The sequence below is a fragment of the Actinoplanes sp. NPDC048988 genome (assembly GCF_043197815.1).
Taxonomy (GTDB): domain Bacteria; phylum Actinomycetota; class Actinomycetes; order Mycobacteriales; family Micromonosporaceae; genus Actinoplanes.
In genome coordinates, this window is record NZ_JBICTW010000023.1 from 99,074 (window position 1) to 117,871 (window position 18,798).

The 18,798-nt window shown below is 71.0% G+C and carries 21 protein-coding genes; 10 read left to right on the forward strand and 11 right to left on the reverse strand.

From position 1 onward, the window contains the following. Positions 1–21: 21 nt before the first annotated feature. A complete protein-coding gene (locus tag ACGFJ7_RS42485; RefSeq protein ID WP_392647769.1) occupies positions 22–1,026 on the reverse strand; it encodes an ATP-binding protein in 1,005 nt (334 codons plus the stop codon). Continuing rightward, entirely contained in the window at positions 1,023–1,739 is a 717-nt protein-coding gene (locus ACGFJ7_RS42490; RefSeq protein WP_360247772.1) for a response regulator transcription factor, read from the reverse strand. Before ACGFJ7_RS42490 ends, ACGFJ7_RS42485 begins: the two co-directional genes overlap by 4 nt. 180 nt (positions 1,740–1,919) lie before the next feature. On the opposite strand from ACGFJ7_RS42490, the gene ACGFJ7_RS42495 reads away from it, so the two are divergent. The 3 genes from ACGFJ7_RS42495 to ACGFJ7_RS42505 all read left to right on the forward strand — a co-directional run bounded on the left by ACGFJ7_RS42495 (position 1,920) and on the right by ACGFJ7_RS42505 (position 3,647). Further along, positions 1,920–2,066, forward strand: a complete 147-nt coding sequence (locus ACGFJ7_RS42495) for a hypothetical protein (RefSeq protein WP_360247770.1) — start codon at positions 1,920–1,922, stop codon at positions 2,064–2,066. Further along, the gene (locus tag ACGFJ7_RS42500; RefSeq protein WP_392647772.1) at positions 2,063–2,557 is read left to right on the forward strand and encodes an RNA polymerase sigma factor; all 495 of its coding nucleotides are present in this window, start codon (positions 2,063–2,065) and stop codon (positions 2,555–2,557) included. Before ACGFJ7_RS42495 ends, ACGFJ7_RS42500 begins: the two co-directional genes overlap by 4 nt. A 739-nt stretch (positions 2,558–3,296) precedes the next feature. Beyond that, entirely contained in the window at positions 3,297–3,647 is a 351-nt protein-coding gene (locus ACGFJ7_RS42505; RefSeq protein ID WP_360247766.1) for a hypothetical protein, read from the forward strand. 307 nt (positions 3,648–3,954) lie between these two features. Here ACGFJ7_RS42505 and ACGFJ7_RS42510 read toward each other — a convergent pair whose 3' ends face one another. Then, the gene (locus ACGFJ7_RS42510; protein WP_360247764.1) at positions 3,955–4,698 is read right to left on the reverse strand and encodes a LytTR family DNA-binding domain-containing protein; all 744 of its coding nucleotides are present in this window, start codon (positions 4,696–4,698) and stop codon (positions 3,955–3,957) included. Then, positions 4,695–5,885 carry a sensor histidine kinase gene (locus tag ACGFJ7_RS42515; RefSeq protein ID WP_392647776.1) on the reverse strand — a complete coding sequence of 397 codons (1,191 nt, stop codon included), beginning with the start codon at positions 5,883–5,885 and terminating at the stop codon, positions 4,695–4,697. Before ACGFJ7_RS42515 ends, ACGFJ7_RS42510 begins: the two co-directional genes overlap by 4 nt. A 156-nt stretch (positions 5,886–6,041) precedes the next feature. On the opposite strand from ACGFJ7_RS42515, the gene ACGFJ7_RS42520 reads away from it, so the two are divergent. Then, complete coding sequence (locus ACGFJ7_RS42520) at positions 6,042–6,893, forward strand: alpha/beta hydrolase (RefSeq protein ID WP_360247760.1); 852 nt, start codon at positions 6,042–6,044, stop codon at positions 6,891–6,893. 27 nt (positions 6,894–6,920) lie between these two features. On the opposite strand, the gene ACGFJ7_RS42525 is transcribed toward ACGFJ7_RS42520, so the two are convergent. Both ACGFJ7_RS42525 and ACGFJ7_RS42530 read right to left on the reverse strand, forming a co-directional pair. Next, positions 6,921–8,510, reverse strand: coding sequence for a sugar transferase (locus ACGFJ7_RS42525; protein ID WP_360247758.1), 1,590 nt, complete (start codon positions 8,508–8,510; stop codon positions 6,921–6,923). Between the two features lie 171 nt (positions 8,511–8,681). Further along, positions 8,682–9,542 (reverse strand): DNA-formamidopyrimidine glycosylase family protein, encoded by an 861-nt coding sequence (locus ACGFJ7_RS42530; protein WP_360247756.1) that lies wholly within the window; start codon positions 9,540–9,542, stop codon positions 8,682–8,684. 25 nt (positions 9,543–9,567) lie between these two features. Between ACGFJ7_RS42530 and ACGFJ7_RS42535 the strand changes: the two genes are divergently transcribed. Both ACGFJ7_RS42535 and ACGFJ7_RS42540 read left to right on the forward strand, forming a co-directional pair. Next, positions 9,568–10,740 (forward strand): glycosyltransferase family 4 protein, encoded by a 1,173-nt coding sequence (locus tag ACGFJ7_RS42535; protein ID WP_392647779.1) that lies wholly within the window; start codon positions 9,568–9,570, stop codon positions 10,738–10,740. 30 nt (positions 10,741–10,770) lie between these two features. Then, on the forward strand, positions 10,771–12,276 hold the full coding sequence (locus tag ACGFJ7_RS42540; RefSeq protein ID WP_360247752.1) for an arylsulfotransferase family protein: 1,506 nt from the start codon (positions 10,771–10,773) through the stop codon (positions 12,274–12,276). Here the strand turns inward: ACGFJ7_RS42540 and soxR are convergent. Continuing rightward, positions 12,253–12,702 carry a redox-sensitive transcriptional activator SoxR gene (gene soxR / locus ACGFJ7_RS42545; protein ID WP_360247750.1) on the reverse strand — a complete coding sequence of 150 codons (450 nt, stop codon included), beginning with the start codon at positions 12,700–12,702 and terminating at the stop codon, positions 12,253–12,255. The two genes, ACGFJ7_RS42540 and soxR, sit on opposite strands and share 24 nt — an antisense overlap. A gap of 45 nt (positions 12,703–12,747) precedes the next feature. On the opposite strand from soxR, the gene ACGFJ7_RS42550 reads away from it, so the two are divergent. Then, complete coding sequence (locus ACGFJ7_RS42550; protein ID WP_360247748.1) at positions 12,748–13,428, forward strand: transketolase; 681 nt, start codon at positions 12,748–12,750, stop codon at positions 13,426–13,428. A 2-nt stretch (positions 13,429–13,430) separates the two neighbouring features. After that, positions 13,431–14,294 carry a transketolase gene (locus ACGFJ7_RS42555; protein ID WP_360247746.1) on the forward strand — a complete coding sequence of 288 codons (864 nt, stop codon included), beginning with the start codon at positions 13,431–13,433 and terminating at the stop codon, positions 14,292–14,294. 7 nt (positions 14,295–14,301) lie between these two features. Here the strand turns inward: ACGFJ7_RS42555 and ACGFJ7_RS42560 are convergent, their stop codons facing one another. Further along, positions 14,302–14,736: a hypothetical protein gene (locus ACGFJ7_RS42560; RefSeq protein ID WP_360247744.1), complete on the reverse strand. Its 435-nt coding sequence runs from the start codon at positions 14,734–14,736 to the stop codon at positions 14,302–14,304. Between the two features lie 48 nt (positions 14,737–14,784). Between ACGFJ7_RS42560 and ACGFJ7_RS42565 the strand changes: the two genes are divergently transcribed. Beyond that, entirely contained in the window at positions 14,785–15,207 is a 423-nt protein-coding gene (locus ACGFJ7_RS42565) for a PH domain-containing protein (protein ID WP_360247742.1), read from the forward strand. On the opposite strand, the gene ACGFJ7_RS42570 is transcribed toward ACGFJ7_RS42565, so the two are convergent. After that, positions 15,192–16,100 carry a rhomboid family intramembrane serine protease gene (locus ACGFJ7_RS42570; RefSeq protein WP_360247740.1) on the reverse strand — a complete coding sequence of 303 codons (909 nt, stop codon included), beginning with the start codon at positions 16,098–16,100 and terminating at the stop codon, positions 15,192–15,194. The genes ACGFJ7_RS42565 and ACGFJ7_RS42570 overlap by 16 nt on opposite strands. 14 nt (positions 16,101–16,114) lie before the next feature. Then, on the reverse strand, positions 16,115–16,645 hold the full coding sequence (locus ACGFJ7_RS42575; protein ID WP_360247738.1) for a peptidylprolyl isomerase: 531 nt from the start codon (positions 16,643–16,645) through the stop codon (positions 16,115–16,117). 164 nt (positions 16,646–16,809) lie between these two features. On the opposite strand from ACGFJ7_RS42575, the gene ACGFJ7_RS42580 reads away from it, so the two are divergent. Next, on the forward strand, positions 16,810–17,403 hold the full coding sequence (locus tag ACGFJ7_RS42580; RefSeq protein WP_360247736.1) for a hypothetical protein: 594 nt from the start codon (positions 16,810–16,812) through the stop codon (positions 17,401–17,403). Here the strand turns inward: ACGFJ7_RS42580 and eccB are convergent, their stop codons facing one another. Continuing rightward, on the reverse strand, positions 17,404–18,786 hold the full coding sequence (gene eccB, locus ACGFJ7_RS42585; RefSeq protein WP_360247734.1) for a type VII secretion protein EccB: 1,383 nt from the start codon (positions 18,784–18,786) through the stop codon (positions 17,404–17,406). Positions 18,787–18,798: the final 12 nt, after the last annotated feature.

Here is an 18,798-nt window from a genome sequence, read left to right on the forward strand (position 1 = left end):
CCGGAGTCTGTCCGCCCCGGATCAAAGTGGCAAGGTGACCTGGATGTGGCAGCCCGGGCGGCCCCGCTCGGGGTCGACCACGGCGATCGTGCCGCTGTGCATCTGCACCACCCAGCGGGCGATGGCCAGGCCGAGCCCGGTGCCGCCGCCGGCCGCCCGCTCGCCCCGGGTGAACCGCTCGAAGACCCGGTCGCGCTCGTTCGGCGGGATGCCCTCGCCCTCGTCGGCGACCGAGACCAGCAGGTGGTCGCCGCGGCGCTCGGCGCGCACCTCCACGGTGCCGCCGGGCGGGCTGTGCCGGGCCGCGTTGTCGACCAGGTTGGCGAAGACCTGGTGCAGCCGCTGCCGGTCGCCCGGCACGACGATCCCGGGCGACGTGACCTCGAAGAGCACGTCGCGCCCGGCGCCGGCCGCGTTGACCTCGGCCTCGCGCACCACGTCGTGCAGGAAGGACGGCACGTCGATCGGATGGCTGGCCAGCGGCGTCACCCCGGCGTCGACCCGGGACAGGTCGAGCAGCTCGGTGACCAGGCGGCCCAGCCGCTCGGTCTGCGCGAGCGCGGTCCGCATCATGGCCGGGTCGGCCTCGGCCACCCCGTCGACGATGTTCTCCAGCAGGCCCTGGAGGGCCGTGATCGGCGTACGCAATTCGTGCGAGACGTTCGCGATCAGCTCGCGCCGCTGCCGATCGGCCGCGCCCAGGTCGGCCGCCATCTGGTTGAACGCGGTGGCCAGCTCGCCCACCTCGTCGGCCGAGGTGGCGCGGACCCGGCGGCCGTAGTCGCCCTGGGCCATGGCCCGGACCGCCGCCGTCATCTCCCGCAGCGGCGACGTCATGCCCCGGGCCAGGAACTGCACGATGATCACGCCGATGACCGTGGCGGTGACGCCGGTCCAGATCGGGAACCAGCCGAGCCAGAGGTAGAACCAGGCCAGGCCGCTGAAGCCACCGGCGAACAGCACCATGATGATCTTCATCTTGATCGACCGGACCGGATCGAGCGGCCGGGGCAGCCTCAACTTCACCGCTCGACCTCGAGCGCATAACCCACACCGTGGACCGTACGGATCAGGTCGGAGCCGAGCTTGCGGCGCAGGCCCTTGATGTGGCTGTCGACAGTTCTCGTGCCGGAGGCGTCGGCCCAGCCCCAGACGTCGGCCAGCAGTCGCTCGCGGGGAAGGACCGTGCGGGGGTGCGCGGCCAGGTGGACCAGCAGGTCGAATTCGGTCGGCGTGAGGTGGGCCTCGACGCCGGCCCGGGTCACCCGGCGCTCGGCCTGGTTGATCTCGAGATCGCCGAACTTGATCGATGTCGGCTTGCCGGCCCTCGCCGCCCCCGCCCCCTTCTCCGCCTTCGCCGCCTCCGTCTTTGTCGCCCGACGCAGCAGCGCGTGCACCCGGGCGGCCAGTTCGCGCATCGAGAACGGCTTGACCATGTAGTCGTCGGCGCCGACGGCGAGGCCGACGAGCAGGTCGGTCTCGTCGTCGCGGGCGGTCAGCATGAGGATCGGCACCGGGCGCTCGGCCTGGACGCGCCGGCACACCTCGAGGCCGTCGAAGCCCGGCAGCATCACGTCGAGCACCATCGCGTCGGGTGGCGTCCGCCGAGCGGCCGCCACCGCCGACGGGCCGTCGCCGGCGAGCTCGACCGTGAAGCCCTCGGCTCGCAGCCGGGCCGCGACGGCCTCGGCGATCGTCTTGTCGTCCTCGACGACCAGGACCCGTCGCTGCGTCTCCACGGACCCACCTTCTCTCGTCGTGGCGACCGGTGCGCCCCCGTGACCCACCGGCCGAACGGCGGTGAGCTTATTGATCACCCGTGCGGGCCGGGCGGTGATGTTGTGAACAACCTGTGGAGACATTTTCGCCGCTCCCAGCGTTTCCCCCATAACCGTATATAAACGGTAAAGGGGGAACAGTTGGACATCATCGATCCGTTGGTCGGCGCGCTGGTCGCGCAGGTCATCAACTGGATGGTGGCGGAACTGCCCGGCCTGCGCATCCGCCACTTCGACCTCCGCATCACCTGGCGGTCCAGCCGGTCATCCTCGGACGACGCGCCATGATGACCTTCGACGCGTTCTACCGGGGGCACTTCCGGTGGCTCTTCGTGCGGATGAGGGCCGAAGGGCTCGGCGAACAGGACGCCGGGGACGTCGCCCAGGAGGCCATGCTGCGGCTGTACCGGCAATGGTCCGAACTGGACCGGTCGTCGGAGCCGGCCCTGAAGACGTACGTGCTGACCACGGCGAAGAGGATCCGCATCGACCGGGTCCGGCACGCCGTACGGCAGCGGACCGGCCTGTCCGCGATGGCGCCGCTGATGCGGGTCGCCGAGGAGGACGCGTACGGCGGAACCGAGGCGCTGGACGTGCTGCGAGTCCTCGACGGGCCGTCGCGCGAGGTGATGTCGCTGCTGTACGACGGGCTGCGCATCGGGGAGATCGCCGTCCTGCTGGGGCGTAACCCCTCGACCGTTCGATCACAGCTGCAGAAAGCCCGAGAGACCCTGCGGCCCTTGTTGGCCCTTCGAAAGGAGATAGATCATGGCCGATGAGGTGCTGACGCCCGACGAGCGTGACCTGTTCCGGCGGGCGGAGGCGGAGGCGCTGGCCGGGCTGTCGTTCGACCTGGAGGCGGGCCTGGCCGACGTGCGAAGCCGTTCGGCGGTTGCGGTGCCCCGGCCGCGCGGCGGAGCCGGGCCGGGAATGCGGGCGCGGATGGGGGTGGTGGTGGGGGTGGTGATGGCGGCATTCGGGGTGACGTACGGCTTCCAGCAGGCAACCACGGGGGCGATGGTGTTCTCCGGGCCGCTGCCGACGACGCCGGGCTCTGCGTCCTCGCTGCCCTTCCCGCCCGCCTCGGCGTCCACGTCCGTGCCGCCCGGGCCCGGTGCGGGGCCGTCGGGGTCCGTGCCGTCGCGGTCCCAGGCGTTCGGGTCCTCCGGGTCGTCTGGACCTTCATCCGCCGCTTCCGTTCCGGGACGCGCGGACGGTTCGGCGGCCGGCCCGGGGGCGGCGCCACCTGCGGGCGGCTCAGCCGCATCGCTGCCTGCGGCTGGTCACCACTCGACGCCTGATGCCGGCTCCACTCCGCCGCCTGGGGCCGGGGCTGCTCGGCCGCCTGGTGCGGGGGGCGCTCGGCCGCCTGGTGCTGGGGGCGCTCCGTCGCCTGGGGCCGGGGCCGCTCCGCCGCCTGGTGCTGGGTCCGGCCCGCCGCCTGGTGCCGGGTCCGGCTCGTCTGCGCCGCCTTCGGTGGCTGGTTTTCGGGTGCGCTATCCGGCGACCGTGGTCACCGTGCCGATCGGCGATACCGGATCGCGGAGCCTGGCCCTGGACGAGCCGAAGGTGGTCGACGACGGCCCGGTGCGGATCACCGCCTCCCCCGGCACCGGCGACTCGATCCTGAACAGCGGCGCCGGGGTGCTGGCGGCGATGATCCCGGCCGCCGAGGTGACGCCGGGCGACTGCGCCCAGGCTGTCGAGGACGCCCCGGGGGCCCAGCTGCTCCTGCGGGAGGACCGCACGTACTGCCTCATGACCGCCGGCTCCGGGCCGCGGCAAACGCTGGTTCGCCTGAACGTCGAGCGGCCTCAGCAGCCGGGGGAGCTGCAGTTGCGGATCAAGGCTTGGGTGACTGTTGGGTGATCCGTCCCCAGTCCCCCACCCGGGGAGCTCGGTGGCGATGTCGACCTGGTCGCAGGTCTCGCGGATTGAGCAGTTCGGTCCTGACCCGGCCGTGGTCGAACAGGGCCGATCCGCTCGGTTAGCCAGGCGTCCCGCCAGGCCCGGCCGAGGGCAGACGACGGCAAGCAGCCCGATAGGTGCTGGACGCGATCGGCCCACCCCGCAGCGGCCAGATCCGGCGGACCGGCTCGGAGCCTGTGGATAACTCTGTGGACAAGGGTGTGTGGCTGTGGATAACTGTGTGGATTGGGTGGGGAGCGGGCTGTGGTCAGCGCTGCCAGTCGTGCTTGGCGGCGCGGATCAGGCGGTCCTTGAGCTCGCGGGTGTGGCGGCGGCTGACGGGGAGTTCCACGCCGTCGACGTTCACCACGTAGCCGGACGGGGTCAGGCGTAGCTCGGCGATCAGGCGGATCTGCACCAGGAAAGATCTGTGGATGCGGACGAAACCGGCGTCGGCCCAGCGCTCGGCCAACGTGGCCAGGGAGACGCGGACCAGGTGGGAAGCGTCCGCGGTGTGCAGGCGAGCGTAGTCGCCCTGGGCCTCGACCCAGCGGACCGAACTCCTCGGCAGCATGCGGGTGGTGCCGGCCAGCTCGACGGGGATGGCCGGCTCGTCGGTGGGCTGGGTGGGGGTCGCGGCGGGAACCGTACGCAGGCCGGCCACGCGGCGCAGGGACTCGCCCAGGCGTTCGGCGCGGACCGGTTTGCGGACGTAGTCGGTGACGCCCAGGTCGAAGGCGTCCACGGCGCCGTCGTCATAGGCGGTGACGAAGACGATCGCGGGCGGGCGGGCGAAGCGGCGCAGGATGCGGGCCAGCTCCATGCCGTCCAGGCCGGGCATGCGGATGTCGAGGAACACCGCGTCGACCTCGGTGTCGCGCAGCACGCGCAGCGCCTCGGTGGCGTCGCCGGCGCGGTGGACGTGCGCCACCCGGCCGTCGGCGTTGAGCAGGTAGGCCAGCTCGTCGAGGGCGGGCGGCTCGTCGTCGACGGCCAGTACGACAAGGCTCACGCTCGTACTCCCGGGTGGAACTTCGGCACTCGCATGCTCACCTTCGTCCCGGCGCCGGGCGCGGTCTCCACGACCAGGCCGAAGTGGTCGCCGAAGACCGAGCGCAGGCGCTCGTCCACATTTGCCAGGCCCACGTGCTGCCCGTCGTCGGTCTCGGGCCCGCCCGCCGCGAAGACCTCCGGATCCATGCCGACGCCGTCGTCCTCGACCGTGATGTGACATTCGGCACCGGCGTCCCGTGCTTCGATGCTCACCATACCGACGCCCGGCTTACGGGACAGACCGTGGCGGACGGCGTTCTCGACGAGCGGCTGAAGGCAGAGGAAGGGCAGGCCGACGGGGAGGACTTCGGGGGCGATCTGGAGTCGTACCTGAAGCCGGTCGCCGAACCGGGCCCGCTCGATGGTCAGATAGCGGTCGATGGAGCGCAACTCCTCGGCGAGGGTGGTGAAGTCGCCGTGGGCCCGGAACGAGTACCGGGTGAACTCGGCGAACTCGAGGATCAGCTCGCGGGCGCGTTCGGGGTCGGTGCGGACGAATGAGGCGATGGCGGTCAGCGCGTTGTAGATGAAGTGCGGGCTGATCTGGGCTCGCAGCGCCCGCACCTCGGCCCGGGCCAGCCGCTCGCGGGACGATTCGAGCTCGGCCAGGGCGATCTGCGTGGCCGCCCAGCGGGCGGTTTCCAGGGTCGCCTGTACGAGGCCGGGCGCGGGATGGTCGTCGGCCACCGCGACGAGGGCGGCCGCGGCCCGGCCGTCGGGGCCGGAGAGTGGGGCGACCACGGCGCCGCGCACCACGCAGTCGACGCGGTCGCAGGGCAGGTCGGCGGCGGCGAGGATGACCGAGCGGTGGGTGTCGAGGGCGCGGGTGGCGGCGGCGGTGAACTGTTCGGAGTGGTGGCCGCCGCGGCCGTCGAAGGCGAGGCAGCGGTCGCCGTCGGCGATGGTCAGCCCGGCCGCGCCGACGAGGGCGCGCAGGTGGCGGGCGGCCTTGCCGGCCGACGTGGGGCTGAGGCCGCCGCGCAGCGGTTCGGCGGCGAGGGCGGCGGTGTGCAGGACGTCGTAGGTGGCCCGCTGCATGGCGGTGGCGATGCCGCGGCGGGCCCGAAGCCGGACAACGGCGAGGACGGCGGCGGCCAGGGCGGCCAGTACGGCGACGACCGCGAGCACGCTTCCGACCTGAGCCACGAGCAAGATATTGACGGCTACCGCCGTGGGCGTCCACTTTCATACCGTGTTGGCAGGGTGCCAATTGGGATTACCGGCTAGTAACTGTGCGATCAACAATTGACCCACATCGATACATGTGCGACACCCCACACCCCACACCCCAGGGAGTGCTCCATGAAGAGACTCGCGCTGATCGCCGCGGTCGCCGTCGCCTTCGCCGTCCCAGCCGCACCCGCGCAAGCCGCGGCCAACCCCTACGAGCGTGGTCCGGCCCCCACCAACGCCAGCATCGAGGCGAGCCGCGGATCGTTCGCCATCGCCCAGGTCACCGTGGCCCGCTCGTCGGTCAGCGGGTTCGGCGGCGGCACGATCTACTACCCCACCAGCACCGCGTCGGGCACCTTCGGAGCGGTCGCGATCTCGCCCGGGTTCACCGCCTCGCAGTCCAGCGTCTCCTGGCTCGGGCCGCGGCTCGCCTCACAGGGCTTCGTGGTGATCACCATCGACACCAACAGCACTCTCGACCAGCCCGACAGCCGGGGCACCCAGTTGCTGGCCGCGCTCGACTACCTGACCGGTCAGAGCTCGGTCCGCACCCGGATCGACGCCACCCGGCTCGGCGTCATGGGCCACTCGATGGGTGGCGGCGGCAGCCTGTCGGCCTCGCGCACCCGGCCGTCGCTGCAGGCGGCCGTCCCGCTGACCCCCTGGCACGGCACCAAGAGCTGGAGCACCGACCGGGTACCGACGATGATCATCGGTGCCGAGAACGACACGGTGGCGCCGGTCAGCTCGCACTCCGAGCCGTTCTACACGAGCATGACGTCCGCGCCGGACAAGGCGTACCTGGAGCTCAACAACGCCAGCCACTCGGCGCCGACCTCGGCCAATGTGACAGTCGCGAAGTACTCGATCTCGTGGCTCAAGCGTTTCATCGACAACGACACCCGCTACGACCAGTTCCTGTGCCCGGCACCCTCCGGATCCGCGATCCAGGAGTACCGGGACACCTGCCCGCATAGCTGAGCTGGCTGGCTCCGCTTCGCTCCGCGGTCAGTACGCACCCTTGCGCCGCAAGACGACCCAGATCGTGCGCCAGAGGATGCTGAGGTCGTACGTCAGGGACCAGTTGTCGACGTAGTACAGGTCCAGGCGTACGGCCTCGTCCCACGAAAGATCCGAGCGGCCGGAGACCTGCCACAGGCCGGTGATTCCCGGCCGGACCAGCAGGCGGCGGCGGACGTCGCCCAAGTAGTCGCCGTCGTCGGCCGGCAGCGGGCGCGGGCCGACCAGCGACATCTCGCCCTTCAGCACGTTGATCAGCTGGGGCAGCTCGTCGAGCGAGGTGGCCCGCAGCTTGGCGCCGAAGGCGAAGATCCGGGGGTCGTTCTTCATCTTGAAGAGCATGCCGTCGGACTCGTTGAGCTCTTCCAGCGTGCGCTTGCGCTCTTCCGCGTCGACGTACATCGTGCGGAATTTCCAGACCCGGAACGTGCGGCCCTCGTGGCCGACGCGGGGCTGCCGGAAGAAGACCGGGCCCGGGTCGGAGAGCTTGATGCCGATCGCGATGAGCAGCAGGATCGGGCTCAGCAGGAGCAGGCCGATGCCGGCGGCGACCCGGTCGAGCAGGTTCTTGATCAGCCAGCCGGGGCCGGAGAGGGTCGGCTCCTCGACGTGCAGCAGCGGCAGGCCCTCGATCGGGCGGATGTGCACCCGGGGGCCGGCGATGTCGGTGAGCTGCGGCGCGACCACCAGGTCGACGCCGGTGCCCTCGAGCTGCCAGGCCAGTCGGCGCAGCTCGCCGGGCTCGGCGCTGGCCGAACCGCAGACCGCGATGGTGTCGGCGCCGACCTCGCGGACCAGCGAGAGCACGTCGCGGGCGGCGTAGACCGGCACCGGGGTCTCTATGCCGCGGGCGGCGGCGTAACCGTCGGTGATGTGGATGGCGACCGGGATCAGGCCGGCGGCCGGGCTGCGGGTGACCGCCGTGTAGACCTCGAGCGCCTCGGGCAGCGTGCCGACCAGCACCATCCGGTGGGCGCCGTGACCGGTGCGCCGGCGGGCGAAGTGCAGCACCTGGCGGGCCAGGACCCGGTCGAGCAGCAGGAACAGCACCGCGCTGAGCGAGACCAGGGCGACCGTGCCACGCGAGAGCTGGGTCTTGGTGGCGAAGGCGAGCAGCGACACGCAGGCCACCACGGTGACCGAGGTGCGGACGATGCGTTTGAACTCTTCGCTGCCCAGGCCCAGGTAGCGGCGGTCGTACGTGCCGTTGGCCCAGAGCAGGATCAGCCACCCGAGGGGCAGCACGAGGTAGGCGAAGAAGTAGAAGAGCTCGGCGCCGTGCAGGAACCCGAGCGACCGCTCCTGGAAGCCGGATTTCGCCTTCTCGAGGTACGTCGCGGCGAGGTAGCTCGCCGACAACACCGCGAGAAGATCGAGAAAGACCAGGACCGCCGTGTACGGCCGGTGCCAGCGGGACAGGCGCTTGTGCTGCCGGGTCCAGGCCGATCGGGGTACGCCGTTGCTCGGCGGCGGCTCCTGCTGCCACTCGAAGCTGTCGTACGGCACGGGTCTGCTCCGGCTGCTGTCGGTAACTGGGCGATGCAGGCTAGCGGTCACTTCGCCTACGTCCTCCCGCATCCGGAAAAGATTACGCACCGCCACGGAATTCGAGGGCAGCCGCGACTCCGGGGCCCGCTCGAACGTGTGACGGTTACGTTGGACCGGGCCACTATACCGATGGATCGGGCGGAGAGAAGCGGACGTTCAGGCCGCTTTCCCACTCCTGTACGCAGGGTGACCGTTGCGGCGCTAACGGATCAACTTGGACAGGCGTCGGTCGGCGAGTGGCTTTCCTCCGGTCTGGCAGGTCGCACAGTACTGGAGGCTCTTGTCGGCGAACGACACCTCCCGCACCGTGTCGCCGCAGACGGGGCAGGGCAGGCCGGTACGGGCGTGCACCCGCATGCCGGCCCGTTTCTCGCCCTTGAGCTCGGCCGCTTTCTGCCCGACCGAGCGGGCGACGGCGTCGGTCTCGACCTCACGCATCGCCGCGTACAGCGTGTCGATCTGCTCGTCGGTCAGCTTGCCGGTGAGCGCGAACGGCGACATCTTGGCCACGTGCAGGATCTCGTCGGAGTAGGCGTTGCCGATGCCGGCCAGCACCTCCTGGTCGACGAGCACGCCCTTGACCTGGCCGTTACGGCCGCGGAGGCGTTCGGCGAACTCGTCGCGCGACACGGCGAGCGCGTCGGGGCCGAGCCGCGACACGCCGGGCACCTCGGCCGGGTCGCGCACCAGGTAGGCCGCGAGCGACTTCTGGGTGCCGGCCTCGGTCAGGTCGAAGCCGGAACCGTCGTCGAGGCGCACCCGGATCGCGATGGGCCCGCTGCCGGGCTTGAGCGGCGCCGGCGACTTGAAGGCGTCGCGGTAGTGCAACCAGCCGGCGCGGGCCAGATGGATCACCAGATGAATGTCGGGCCCCAGCCCGATGTCGAGGAACTTGCCGTGCCGGCCGGCGGAGGTGATCTCCAGGCCGTTGACGGCGGTGGCGGGCGGGTCGTACGTCTTCAGGGCGCTGAACGACGAGACCTCGAAGCGCTGCACGGTGTGGCCGACCGCGCGCTCACGCAGATAGGCCGCGAGCGCCTCGACCTCAGGAAGTTCGGGCACAGGGTCAACGGTAGCGTTTCCGAGCGTGAAGGTCGTCGTTGCGCACAACCGGTATCGAGAAGCGATGCCGTCCGGTGAGAACGTCATCGTGGACACCGAGATCGCCCAGCTCCGCGCGGCGGGGGCCGAGGTGATCCCGTTTCAGCGCAGCTCCGACTCGATCGGCGAGCTGCCGCTGGCCGAGAAGGCGCTGCTGCCGCTCTCGCCGATCTACGGGCGGTCGGCTCAGCGGGATCTGTCCCAGCTCCTCGAGGCGGAACGGCCGGATGTGCTTCATCTGCACAACCCGTACCCGCTGCTGTCGCCCTGGGTCGTCCGGACCGCGCACAAGCACGGGGTGCCGGTGGTGCAGACCGTGCACAACTACCGGCAGGTGTGCTCCTCCGGCCTGTACTTCCGCGACGGGCACAACTGCCAGGACTGCCGGGGCAAACTGATCGGCTGGCCGGCGGTGCAGCACAAGTGCTACCGGGGCTCGGCCGCGCAGAGCGCGCTGATGGCGACCACGCTCGCCGTGCACCGGCCGACGTGGCGCTCGGTCGACCGGTTCATCGCGCTCACCGACCGGATCGCCGCCCACCTGCGCGACTACGGCATCCCGGACGAGCACATCGTGATCAAGCCGAACGGCCTGCCCGATCCGGGCGAGCCCGAGCCGCTGGGCGAGGGGTTCCTGTACGGGGCCCGGCTCTCCCCCGAGAAGGGCCTGGGCCTGCTGCTGGACGCGTGGCAGCGGCATCCGGACGGCTCGCTCGGCACGCTGCGCATCGCCGGCGACGGCGAGCTGCGGCCGCTGGCCGAACGGGTCTCCCGGGAGCGGAAGGATGTCGAATATCTCGGCATCCTCGACAAAGCGGGCATGGAGGCGGCTCGCCGCGCGTCGGCCGTGGTGGTGCACACCCCGACGTGGAACGACACGCTGCCCACGGTGCTTCTCGAGGCGCTGTCGGCGGGCCGGCCGGCGCTCGGCACGGCGGTGGGTGGCATTCCGTACATCATCGGCGAGACCGGCTGGGTCGTGCCGCCGGAGCCGGAGGCGATCGCCGCCACCCTGCCGCTGGCCCGCGACGAGGCGCCGGCCCGGGCCCGGGCGGCCCGCGAGCGCTACCTGCGGCACTTCCACCCGGACGTGCTCACCGCCCGGCTCCTGGAGATCTACGCCGGACTCTCAGCGAACTCCGAGCGCTCACCGAGGTAGGAAAGGTCGCCGACCGGGAAGGCTCGGTCGGTGACAACCCGGAGGAACCTTCTGCTCGGCGTGGGCGCGGCCGCGCTCACCGGAGTCGCCGGCGGTGGCTTCGGCTACGCGCTCGGCACGCCCGCGACGACGTCCGAGCCGGAGCCGGCGGCCGGGCCGGCGGCGACATTCGCTTCCCGGCCCGACTTCCAGAAGATCGCCGACGTCACGATCACGACGCCGGCGTCCGGGACGGCGCCGGGGAACATCCTGCTCAGTCCGGCCTCCGGCACCAGCCTGTGGGGTCCGCTGATGGTCGACGAGGCCGGCTCGCCGGTCTGGTTCCGGCAGACGCCGCCGCCGGCCACCGTGTCGATCGACTTCAAGGTGCAGCAGTACCGGAAGCAGCCGGTGCTGACCTGGTGGGAGGGCACGATCGGCGGCACCGGCGGGCAGGGGGTCGGCCAGGGTGAGTTCGTGGTGGCCGACCGGTCGTACCGGGAGATCACCCGGATCCGGGCGGCCGGCACCGAGCAGGCCGACCAGCACGACCTGGTCATCACGCCCCGGGACACGGCCCTCTTCTGGGTGTACGACCCGGTGGCGTACGACCTGACGCCGGTCGGTGGGCCGAAGGACGGGGTGCTGCACGACGGCGTGCTCCAGGAGATCGACATCGCGACCGGCCGGAAGCTCTTCGAGTGGCGCTCCAGCGACCACGTCGGCGTGGCCGAGTCGTACGCACCGCTGCCCCAGGGCGACTCGGCCCACCTGCCCTACGACTACTTCCACGCGAACTCGGTGGGCCTGGCCGCCGACGGCGATCTGATCATCTCGGCCCGGCACACCTGGGCCGTCTACAAGATCGACCGGAGGACCGGCGCCGTCCGCTGGCGGCTCGGCGGCAAGAAATCCGACATCGCCGTCGACGAGCGGACCAGTTTCGCCTGGCAGCACGACTTCCGGCAGCGGCGGGACGGCTCGTGGAGCGTCTTCGACAACGGGGCCGGGGTGACCAAGGTCCGCGACTACTCGCGCGGCGTGGTGTTCACAGTGGACGAAAAGGCCCGGAGGGCGACCTTCGTGGCCGAATATCTGCACCCCGACCGGATCTCGGCCCCCACGCAGGGCAGCTTCCGCGAGCTGGCCGACGGCGGCTCGTTCATCGGGTGGGGTCAGATGCCGCATTTCACCGAGCACGCCGCGGACGGCTCGGTGCGGTTCGCCGGCCACATTCCGCTCGACAACCAGTCGTACCGCGCCTACAAGGCCGAATGGACGGCCGAGCCGCTGGACCGTCCGGCTCTCGGACTGCGTGTCGACGGCGGCGCCGTGACGGTGTCGGCGAGCTGGAACGGCGCCACCGCGGTCGCGACGTGGCGGGCGCGCTGGGGCGCCCAGCCGGACGTCCTCACCGGCGGCACCATCGAGGCGCCCCGCTCCGGCTTCGAGACCACCCTGAAGATCCCGGGTACGCCGGAGTACGTGGTGGCCGAGGCCCTGGACGACAGGGGCGCCGTCCTGGGCGCCTCCTCAGCTGTCCCGGTCCGCGTCTGACAGCAGCACGCGCGGGCCGCTTCCGTCCGAGGCCAGGCGGTCGCCGGGGTTGATGAGCTTGCAGCGGTGCAGGGAGAGGCACCCGCAGCCGATGCAGCCCGACAACTGGTCGCGCAGGCGTTCCATCAGGGCGATCTTCTCGTCCAGGCGGTGACGCCAGTGTGCGGACAGCTTGGCCCAGTCCGCTTTGGTCGGCGTCCGGTTCTCCGGCAGGTCGGCCAGGGCCGTTCTGATCTCGTCGAGCGAGACGCCGACCTGCTGGGCGATGCGGATGAAGGCCACGCGCCGCAACTCGGAGCGGTCGTACCGGCGCTGGTTGCCGCCGGTGCGGGTGGAGCGGATCAGGCCCTCCCGCTCGTAGTAGCGCAGAGCCGAGGGCGTCACGCCGCTGCGCACCGCGAAGTCGCCTATGGTCAGGGTCTCCATGAGGGTCCTTGAGTTGAAGTGAACTTCAACTTGCAGCCTATCCTCATGACAGTCACCGCGATGCACACCGACCGGCTCCGTCCGCTGTTGCGGCGGCTGACCGGCGACGAGAAACACGCGCCGAGTGCCCACTCGACGCTGGACGTTCTCTGGGTCCTCTACGACCGCGTCCTGAACGTCACCCCGGAGACCGCCGACGATCCCGGCCGTGACCGGTTCCTGCTCTCCAAGGGGCACGGGCCGGCCGCCTACTACGCCGTGCTGGCGGCCAAGGGCTTCATCCCGGAATCGGCCCTCGACGACCTCGGCGGGTGGGACAGCCCGCTCGGCCATCATCCCGACCGCGTCCGGATTCCGGGCGTGGAGGTCGGCACCGGCTCGCTCGGGCACGGTCTGGGCCTGGCCGTCGGTACCGTGCTCGGCCTGCGGGCGCAGGGCTTCCCGGACACGCGCACCTTCGTGCTGGTCGGTGACGCCGAACTGGACGAGGGCTCCAATCACGAGGCCATCGCGTACGCCGGTGCGACCCGGCTGCCGCTGACCGCCATCGTGATCGACAACCAGTCGGCCACCCACGGCTGGCCGGGCGGGATCGCCGCCCGGTTCGTCGGCTGGGACGTCGCGATCGTCGACGGGCACGACCACGCGGCGTTGGAGTGCGCCCTTCGCCAGACGCACGACCGCCCGAACCTGGTCATCGCGACCGTCGAGAAGAAGGGGAGCTGACGATGCGGCAGACGTTCATCGACACCACCACCCGGCTGCTGGCCGACGATCCGCGTACCGCGCTGGTGCTGGCCGACATCTCGGCCGAGCCCTTCGACCCGGCGAAGCGCCGGCACCCCGACCGCGTGATCAACGTCGGCATCCGGGAGCAGCTGATGACCGGCGTCGCGGGTGGGCTGGCGCTCACCGGGATGCGGCCCTACGTGCACTCGTACGCCCCGTTCCTGATCGACCGGGCGTACGAGCAAGTGAAATTGGATCTTGGTCATCAAGATGTGGGCGCGGTGCTGGTCAGCATCGGCGGCTCCTACGACGCGGCCGCCGAGGGCTACACACATCAGTCGCCGGGCGACGTGGCGCTGCTGGACACGCTCGACGGCTGGACCGTGCACGTGCCGGGGCACCGCGACGAGGTGCCGCTGATGCTGCGCGACGCGGCCCGGCACGACGACCGGGTGTACGTCCGGCTCGGCGTCCAGGAGAACCGGCAGGCGCACGCCGGGCCTCACCTGCGGGTGATCACCCGGGGCGGCCCGCTGGTCGTGGCGGTCGGGCCGATGCTCGATCCGGTCCTGGAGGCGACCCGCGACCTGGACGTCACAGTCGCCTACACGAACACGCCGCGCCCGCTCGACGCCGACGGCCTGCGCGCCCTCACCGAGCACGAAGTGATCATGGTGGAGCCCTACCTGGCCGGCACCTCGGCCGCGGCGGTCAGTGCGGCCCTGACGGGCCTGCCGCATCGCGCTCTGCATCTGGGGGTGGGCAAGGCGGAGGTACGCCGGTACGGCACCTGGCGTGACCACGCGCGGGCGCACGGCCTGGACGCCGCCGGCCTGCGCGCCTCGATCAGCGCGTTCCTCTAGGCCGGCCTTACGCCGCGATCGCGCGCGGCCGGAAGACGTTCTGCAGCAGTTTGTCGAAGTGGATGACGGCTTTCGGGTGAGCCAGACGCATCCGGAACTGCTCGCGGACCCCGTCCACGGCCGTCGCCGTGACGTCCATGGTGGACCGGGCCGGGTCCGGGCGCCACGAAACATTGCTCAAATGCCGCAAATTGGTGTTGAGATGAAGCCGCAGCCGATGCAGCACCTTCGTCTCCTGGGTCACCACCAGGCGGCGATAGGTCAGCACCATCATGAACTCGCCGGCCAGCGGCGCGTCCGGGCGCAGACATCGGCTGACCAGCACGGTCTTCTCGTCCGGCTCGATGCAGCGGCGGAAGATGGGCATGTGCCGGCTCACGGTCGGGATGGCGACACCGGCCTCGGCGGCGGCGGGGAGGAACGTACGGGAGAAGACGTCCATACGGCGTTCAACGGTGCCGGCGCGAGGAAGTCACTGCATAGTTGGGGCATGCAGTGGCGCGTGAAGCCGGTCCTCCCGGTCTCGAAGCTCGTGGGTGCGGTTGCGGTCGTGGCGCTGGCGCTGGCTTTCGCCGGGAACGACCCGATCCGGTGGGTGCTCGCCGCGATCGCCGGCCTCGCACTGGCGTTGTGGGGACTGCGTGATCTGATCGCGCCGGTCCGCCTGGCGGCGGATCCGGCGGGGGTCACCGTGGTCACCGGGTACGCGCGCCGTCGCCGGTTGCGCTGGGACCAAATTGAGAGAGTACGGGTGGACCGCCGCACCCATCGGGGTCTCCGCAGCGAGATGCTCGAGCTGGACGCGGGTGACGGGATCTACCTGCTCAGCACCCACGATCTGGGCGCCGAGCCCGAGGAGGTCGCCACCGCCCTGGCCGACCTGCGGATGTCAGCGCCTCAGAGCAACATCTGAGTACGTACGACAGCGCTGATCACCAGCACGACCAGCACCGCCGCGCAGCCGGCGAGCTGCACCCGGCTGCGGTTGCGCAGCGGTGCGTAGGCCAGGACGTAGGCGACCGCGCCGCCGATGACCAGGCCGCCGAGGTGGCCGGCGATCGACACGTTCGGCACGGCGAAGGTGAAGAGCAGGTTGACCACCAGCAACGGGATGAGCTGGCTGATGTCGCGCTTGAGCCGCCGGTTCACCACGATCATGGCCAGGAACAATCCGAAGATCGCGGTCGAGGCGCCCGCGGCCGGCTGGTTCTGCGGGGTGAACAGGTACGCCGCCACGTTGCCGCCGAGACCGGCCAGCAGATAGAGCGCGGCGAAGCGCAACGGGCCCAACTGGACCTCGAGGTAGCGGCCGAGCTGCCAGAGCAGCCACATGTTCAGCCCCAGGTGGAGCAGGCCGTAGTGCAGGAACATGGCGGTGACGAGCCGCCACCACTCGCCGGCGGCGATGCCGTGCGCCTCGCCGCCCAGCACGTACGGCGCGTAGCCCAGCACCTCGCCCCACCGGGTGAGCGGCGTCTCCGAACCCATGAGGCCGAACCAGCCGCCGTTCCCGGCGAGGGCCCTCGCGCCGCCGAGGATGGCCGAGAGGGCCATCACGGCGACGTTGATGCCGATCAGCGTGCGGGTCACGTAGCCCGCGGTACCGGCGCGGCTGCCGCCGAAAGCGGTACGCGCCGGCCGCTGGCTTCGCTTGCCCTCCGCGACACACTCCGGACACTGGTGACCGACGGACGCCTCGTTCATGCAATCGGGGCAGATCGGCCGTTCACAGCGGGTGCACCGGATGTAGGTCTCCCGCGACGGATGGCGGTAGCAGACCGGGACCGTCGAGGGAGCCTCACTCATGTATCAACGGTACTTCAGGACTGCGCCCGCTCGATTTCCACCCGCTCCACGACGACGTCCTCGCGGGGACGGTCGCCCGGGCCGGTCGGCGTGGTCGCGATCGAGTCGACGACCTTGGCCGACTGCTCGTCCGCGACCTGGCCGAAGATGGTGTGCCGCCGGTTGAGGTGCGGGGTCGGGGCCACCGTGATGAAGAACTGCGAGCCGTTGGTGCCCGGGCCGGCGTTCGCCATGGCGAGCAGGTACGGGCGGTCGAACTGGAGCTCCGGGTGGAACTCGTCGGCGAACTGGAAGCCCGGGCCGCCGCGACCGGTGCCGGTCGGGTCGCCGAGCTGGATCATGAAGCCGGCGATGACCCGGTGCGAGATCGTGCCGTCGTAGTACGGGCCGTTGCCCTTCTGGCCGGTGCGCGGGTCGACGTAGTCCTTCGTGCCCTCCGCGAGCTCCACGAAGTTGCGCACGGTCGCCGGGGCGTGATCCGGGAACAGCTGGAGCCGGATCGGGCCATGGTTGGTGTGCAGGGTGGCGTAAAGCGTCTCGGCCACGGGTACTCCTGTCTGTGTCACGGTCGCCCCACAGGTACCTCTCAGGGGGCGATTGGACAGTTCTTTGCAGTTCGGATCCTCCCCCATGTGTCTGAAAGCGGCAGCGCGGGGGTACCGAAGCAGGGCACGATGACGTGGGAGAGAGCCACAGGAGGTGGGCACTGGTGTTGGCAACGATGCGCCGTAAGAGCCGGAACCGGCGGATGAAGAACGAGCTCAATCAGGGCGTGGATCACTTCAAGCGCGCCGCGACGCTGGCCGCGCAGGAGACCAGCGCGACAGTGGGCCCGACGCTGACCGCCGCGGTGGACCGGGTTCAGCCGGCCGCCGTGAAGGCCAAGGACGCCGCTGCCAGCGGCTGGGGCAGCGCCGTGGCGACCATCACCCCGTTGGTGGCCGCGGCCAGCGACAACGTGAAGCAGGTCGGCAAGGTCAGCAAGAAGTCGGCCAAGCAGAACAAGAAGGAAGCCAAGAAGCTGCAGAAGCGCGCGAACAAGGCGGTGGCCCGCAAGCAGAAGAAGGGCCGCGGCTCCAAGCTTCTCGGCTTCGCGCTGCTCGGCACGGCGGTCGGCATCGGCGCGGCGTACCTGAACAAGCGCCGCCAGGCCGCTCAGTGGGACGAGTACGAGCCGGCGGCGCCGCTGACCACGGCCCGGACCACCGGCGCGGACGACGCCACGTTCGAGCCGGACCAGCCGCAGACGTTCACGTCGTCGCCGAACGGCACGGTGCCGGACACGGCGCCGAAGACTCTGTAGCTATTGCGGAGCTGTCTGACGGGCCCGCGCTGGATCCAGCGCCGGGCCCATCGGCATGAGCGACATCAGTTCGGCCGGGACCTGTTGGGGCTTGACCCCGCCGTACCCCAGTTTGGTGAGCAGGGCCCGGCCGGCCAGCGGGTATTGCCGGCCGGTGTCGGTGACCACGCTGACCGTGCCGGAACCGGCCGGCGCGGTCGACGAGGCGGCCGAGGCGGTGACCGCCCCCCGGCCGCGTTCGACGAAGACCCGGTCGGCCCGCACGCTGTTGTCAGCGCCGGGGACTCCGGCGACGGCCAGACCCTGGGGAGTGGTCGGGTCGAGCCGGATGCCGTCGCCGGCCTTGTCCACCGGCAGTGTGATGCAGGCCTTGGCCGGAGTGCCGTCGGCCAGCGCGGGCACGGTCGGCGGCAGCCCGTCCGGGTCGCCGGCGTCGCTGACCCGGGTCTGTGACGTCGGGATGCTCAGGAAGTCGTTGCCCACCGGGATCGGCTGCTGAGCGCCCGGCACCGTGCGCATCAGGGCGGCCTGCATCTCGGTCAGCACGGCCTTGCCGTCGGCGAGGATCACCGCCACCTGCCGCGAGTCGGTGACCAGCTGGCCGACCCGGAAGTCGCTGCCGGCGGAGTCGCCGCCGATGCCGGGGATCCGCGGCGCGACCAGGTCGGGGCCGGCCGGCACGACGTTGATCCAGGCGACCGAGACCGGCCAGGGCGACCGGGCGCCGAGACGCAGCGCGTTCAGCGTGACGTCGACCCGGCCGGCCGGAATGGCGAAGCGCCGGTTGCCGAAGATCAGATAGGTGCGGTCGCTGGGGTCGCTCACCAGCAGGGCCTGGTTCCGCTGCGCGAGCACCGCGCCGTCGGTGAGCCGGACCCCGGCCAGCAGCGTGCTGAGCGGCGAGCCGGAGGTGTTGTCGGTGCAGACCGACCAGCGCTCGGTGAGCAGCGCCTTCTTGCCGGGCAGGGAGTCGGGCGCGTCCGGGATGCCGAGCGGGTCGCCGAGCGGCACGGTGGCCAGCTTCTCCGACGAGATGCCCTTCATCTCGGGCGCCTCGGCGTTGGCCAGCAGCAGCCCGGAGGCGTAGTTCAGCACCGGGTGCAGCCGGCTGTCGGCCTCCGAGTAGACGAAACGGGCGCCGGTGCCCTTCTCCTGAAAGACGACGCTCGCGTTCCGCGGGCTGACGTTGCTGTTGCCGGTGACGATGCCGTAGATCGTGGCGGCGAGCACCGCGAGAGCGGCGATCAGCAGGCTGACCAGGGCGGTCGTGCCGGCCCGGCGCAGCGGTGAGCGCTGCGGATCGGGGTCGTGGGTGACCAGCGCGGCCACCACTCGCTGCAGCGAGTACTGGTACGAGTGGAGCTGGTCCTGACGCGACGGCACCCTGTCACTCTA

Excerpts from the sequence above, each read along its gene's own strand:
- ACGFJ7_RS42500 (WP_392647772.1), top strand. The coding sequence starts at position 2,063 with ATGATGACCTTCGACGCGTTCTACCGGGGGCACTTCCGGTGGCTCTTC.
- ACGFJ7_RS42520 (WP_360247760.1), top strand. The coding sequence starts at position 6,042 with ATGAAGAGACTCGCGCTGATCGCCGCGGTCGCCGTCGCCTTCGCCGTC.
- ACGFJ7_RS42525 (WP_360247758.1), bottom strand. The coding sequence starts at position 8,510 with ATGCGGGAGGACGTAGGCGAAGTGACCGCTAGCCTGCATCGCCCAGTT.
- soxR (WP_360247750.1), bottom strand. The coding sequence starts at position 12,702 with ATGGAGACCCTGACCATAGGCGACTTCGCGGTGCGCAGCGGCGTGACG.
- ACGFJ7_RS42550 (WP_360247748.1), top strand. The coding sequence starts at position 12,748 with ATGACAGTCACCGCGATGCACACCGACCGGCTCCGTCCGCTGTTGCGG.
- ACGFJ7_RS42555 (WP_360247746.1), top strand. The coding sequence starts at position 13,431 with ATGCGGCAGACGTTCATCGACACCACCACCCGGCTGCTGGCCGACGAT.
- ACGFJ7_RS42560 (WP_360247744.1), bottom strand. The coding sequence starts at position 14,736 with ATGGACGTCTTCTCCCGTACGTTCCTCCCCGCCGCCGCCGAGGCCGGT.
- ACGFJ7_RS42565 (WP_360247742.1), top strand. The coding sequence starts at position 14,785 with ATGCAGTGGCGCGTGAAGCCGGTCCTCCCGGTCTCGAAGCTCGTGGGT.
- ACGFJ7_RS42570 (WP_360247740.1), bottom strand. The coding sequence starts at position 16,100 with ATGAGTGAGGCTCCCTCGACGGTCCCGGTCTGCTACCGCCATCCGTCG.